At 68.1% G+C, this 3,673-nt stretch carries 4 protein-coding genes and 1 pseudogene; 2 read left to right on the forward strand and 3 right to left on the reverse strand.

The features are described from left to right. Both JHC99_RS17915 and JHC99_RS17920 read left to right on the forward strand, forming a co-directional pair. A partial coding sequence (locus JHC99_RS17915; protein ID WP_292156033.1) for an FAD-binding protein occupies positions 1-1,118 on the forward strand: 1,118 nt, incomplete at its 5' end. Between the two features lies 1 nt (position 1,119). Beyond that, on the forward strand, positions 1,120-1,917 hold the full coding sequence (locus JHC99_RS17920; protein WP_292156034.1) for a succinate dehydrogenase iron-sulfur subunit: 798 nt from the start codon (positions 1,120-1,122) through the stop codon (positions 1,915-1,917). 6 nt (positions 1,918-1,923) lie between these two features. Here JHC99_RS17920 and dnaQ read toward each other — a convergent pair whose 3' ends face one another. The 3 genes and pseudogenes from dnaQ to JHC99_RS17935 form a co-directional block, all read right to left on the reverse strand. Continuing rightward, positions 1,924-2,628 (reverse strand): DNA polymerase III subunit epsilon, encoded by a 705-nt coding sequence (dnaQ, locus tag JHC99_RS17925; RefSeq protein WP_292156035.1) that lies wholly within the window; start codon positions 2,626-2,628, stop codon positions 1,924-1,926. A gap of 27 nt (positions 2,629-2,655) precedes the next feature. Further along, positions 2,656-3,276 carry a dephospho-CoA kinase gene (gene coaE, locus JHC99_RS17930; RefSeq protein WP_292156036.1) on the reverse strand — a complete coding sequence of 207 codons (621 nt, stop codon included), beginning with the start codon at positions 3,274-3,276 and terminating at the stop codon, positions 2,656-2,658. Beyond that, positions 3,273-3,673, reverse strand: a pseudogene (locus JHC99_RS17935) (shikimate dehydrogenase); the annotation flags it as partial. The pseudogene JHC99_RS17935 and the gene coaE, both read right to left, overlap by 4 nt.

Genomic DNA, 3,673 nt, shown 5'->3' on the forward strand with positions numbered 1-3,673 from the left:
ACGGCAATGCCATGGTGCTGCGCGCCGGCCTGCCGCTGCAGGACATGGAGTTCGTCCAGTTCCACCCGACCGGCATCTACGGCTCGGGTTGCCTCATCACCGAGGGCGCGCGCGGCGAGGGCGGTTATCTGACCAACTCCGAGGGCGAGCGGTTCATGGAACGCTATGCCCCCTCGGCCAAGGACCTGGCCTCGCGCGACGTCGTATCGCGCTCCATGACCATGGAAATCCGTGAGGGTCGCGGCGTGGGTCCCAAGAAGGATCACATCTTCCTGCACCTGGATCACCTGGATCCGAAGATCCTGCACCAGCGTCTGCCCGGCATTTCCGAGAGTGCCAAGATCTTCGCCGGCGTCGATGTGACCAAGCAGCCGATCCCGGTCATCCCGACGGTCCACTACAATATGGGCGGCATCCCGACCAATTATCACGGCGAGGTCCTGACCAAGGTGGGTGACAATGCCGACACCGTGGTGCCCGGCCTGATGGCCGTGGGCGAGGCGGCCTGCGTCTCGGTCCACGGTGCCAACCGTCTGGGTTCCAACAGCCTGACCGATCTGGTCGTGTTCGGCCGCGCCGCCGGCCTTCGCGCCGGTGAGGTCGTCGACAAGGCTGCGCCGGTTCCTGCCGCCCCGGCCTCAGCCACCGCATCCCACCTGGCCCGCCTGGACAAGTTCCGCAACGCCTCGGGCACCAATTCCACGGCCAGGCTGCGCAACGAGATGCAGCACGCCATGCAGTCGGACGCCGCCGTCTTCCGCACCGGCGAGACCCTGAACGAGGGCGTCGCCAAGCTGCGCGACATCCACGCCCGCTCGGCCGATATCAAGACCACCGATCGCGGCTTGATCTGGAACACCGACCTGGTCGAGGCTCTGGAATACGACAACCTGATCGACCAGGCCTTGGTCACGATCGAGAGCGCCGCGAACCGCGAGGAAAGCCGCGGGGCCCACGCCCGCGAGGACTTTCCCGACCGTCACGACGAGCAGTGGATGAAGCACACCCTGGCCTGGCGCAAACCCGGAGAGGGGGTCACGATCGACTACCGTCCCGTCCACACCTACACGATGTCGGCCGACATCGAGTACATCAAGCCCAAGGCGAGGGTTTACTGAGATGGTCCAGCTCACCCTCCCGCGCGGTTCCAAGCCCAGCAAGGGCAAGGTCTATCCGGCTCCGGCCGGCGCGAAGAACGTCAAGACCTACAAGGTCTATCGCTACGACCCGAACGTGAACGCCGACCCGACCTGGGACGAATACGAGGTCTCGTCCGACGACCACGGGCCGATGCTGCTGGACGCCCTGATCCACATCAAGAACGAGATCGACCCGACCCTGTCGTTCCGGCGCTCGTGCCGCGAGGGCATCTGCGGCTCCTGCTCGATGAACATCGACGGGCGCAACACCCTGGCCTGCACCAAGGGCTGGGACGAATGCTCGTCCTCGACCATCGCCATCGGCCCCCTGCCGCACCAGGCGGTGGTCAAGGATCTGGTGACGGACCTGACCCTGTTCTACGCCCAGTACGACTCGATCAAACCCTACCTCCAGTCCGACGATCCGGACCCGACCACCGAGCGTCTGCAGTCTCCGGAAGACCGCGCCAAACTCGACGGCCTCTACGAGTGCATCCTGTGCGCCTGCTGCTCGACCTCCTGCCCCAGCTACTGGTGGAACCAGACCGAGTACCTCGGCCCGGCGGCCCTGCTGCAGTCCTATCGCTGGATCTCCGACAGCCGCGACGACAAGACCCAGGAGCGGCTCGACGACCTCGAGGATCCGTTCAAGCTCTATCGCTGCCACACCATCATGAACTGCGCCCAGGTCTGCCCCAAGGGCCTGAACCCCGCCAAGGCCATCGCCGAGACCAAGAAGCTGATGGTCGCGCCGGGTCGGAAGAAACAGGCCGCCTGATCTGCGTCAGTTGATGCCGTAGCCTTCCCACAGCGACCGATCCTTCAGGGTCGCCGCCAGGAAGGCGAGGTGCCGATCGCGTTCGGCCTCGGTCGAGCGCGGGGCGAGCGGCCGGGGGCGCAGGCCATGACCGCCGGCGGCGGCGAAAGCGGCGGCCTGTTCCGCGCCCTTCCTGCTCGTCAGGTCCAGCACCCGTTCCTTGCCGCCGCGCAGTTCCAGATAGACCTCGGCCAGCAGGCGCGCGTCGATCAGGGCGCCGTGGAACGACCGGTCGGCCAGGCTGATCTTGTAGCGCTTGCACAGGGCGTCCAGCGAGTTGGGCTGACCGGGGTGCTTGGCCTGGGCCAGGGCCAGGGTGTCGATCCAGCGGGTCTCGTGCAGCAGGGCCTGGCCGCAACGGCCGCACTCATGATCGATGAAGTTGCGGTCGAACTGGGCGTTGTGGGCGATCACGGGCGCGTCGCCGATGAAGTCCATCAGGTCGATGACGATCTCGGCGAATTTCGGCGCGTCCTTGACCTTGTCGTCGGTGATGCCGTGGACCCGGATGGCGTCGGGCGGGATCAGGCGCTCGGGATTGACCAGCCGGTGAAAGGTCCGCCCGGTCGGCAACAGGTCCAGGATCTCGATACAGCCGACCTCGATCAGCCGGTCGCCGGTCTTGGGGTCAAAGCCGGTGGTTTCGGTGTCGAGGACGATTTCGCGGGCCATGGCCCAACCATGGGGCTGTTCGCCGCCTCAGGAAAGGCCGGGCCGCCGGGAAGACCAGCCTGGACTGAGGACAGTTTCCACGATCCGGCGCACCTGATCACGCGCCGCCTCCAGCCCCCGGCCGGTGTCGATGACGAAGTCGGCGCGGCGGCGCTTCTCGGGGTCCGGTGTCTGGCGCTCCAGGATGGCGGCGAACCGTTCGGGCGTCATGCCGGGCCGGGCGAGAACCCGCTCGCGCTGGATCTCGGGGTCGGCGCTGACCACGACCACGGCGTCCATGGCCGCATCGCCGCCGGTCTCGAACAGCAGGGGGATGTCGAGCACCGCCAGCCGGAGACCCTGGGCCTCAGCCCGCGCCAGATCCTCCAACCGTCCGGCGGCGACCAGGGGGTGGACGATGTGTTCCAGTCGTCTGAAGGCCGTATCGTCCCGGCCCAGGGCCTCGGCCAGCCGGGTCCGGTCCACGGTGCCGTCCACGACCGCGCCGGGGAAGGCCTCGCCCACCGGCCCGACCGCTGCACCGCCCGGCGCATAGAGCCGATGGACCGCATCGTCGGCGTTCCAGACGGCCGCACCCTCGTCGGCGAACATCGCCGAAGTCGTCGACTTGCCCATGCCGATCGAGCCGGTCAGGCCGACGATGATCAAGCCGGGTCTCCAATGGCGGCCAGCAGCAGGGGCCGCAGGTCCAGCGCCGGCGGCTCGGTGCGGAAGATGGCCCGGAAGGAGGGTCCCGCCTGGCCGATCAGCATCCCCAGCCCGTCCACCGGCGTCAGGCCCCGGGCCCGGCCCGCCTTGAGGAAGGCCGTCTCCACCGGCCGATAGGTCATGTCCATGACCACTGTCCCCGCCACCAGCCGGCTCAGGTCCAGGCTCGGCGGTACGCTAAGCGCATTGACGACCAGGGCGGCACCGTCGAACGCGTCCGCGTCATCCGCGACCGACACCGCCGGACCCAGGTCGGCGGCGAGCGCTTCGGCCCGGTCCCGCGACCGGTTGACGAGCCGCACGTTCGCCCCCGCCACCGCCAGGGTCTGGGCCGCCG

It is taken from the genome of Brevundimonas sp., assembly GCF_016463485.1.
Classification (GTDB): domain Bacteria; phylum Pseudomonadota; class Alphaproteobacteria; order Caulobacterales; family Caulobacteraceae; genus Brevundimonas.

Bases quoted from the DNA above. Each gene is read 5' to 3' on its own strand.
- JHC99_RS17920 (WP_292156034.1), top strand. From the start codon at position 1,120: ATGGTCCAGCTCACCCTCCCGCGCGGTTCCAAGCCCAGCAAGGGCAAG.
- dnaQ (WP_292156035.1), bottom strand. From the start codon at position 2,628: ATGGCCCGCGAAATCGTCCTCGACACCGAAACCACCGGCTTTGACCCC.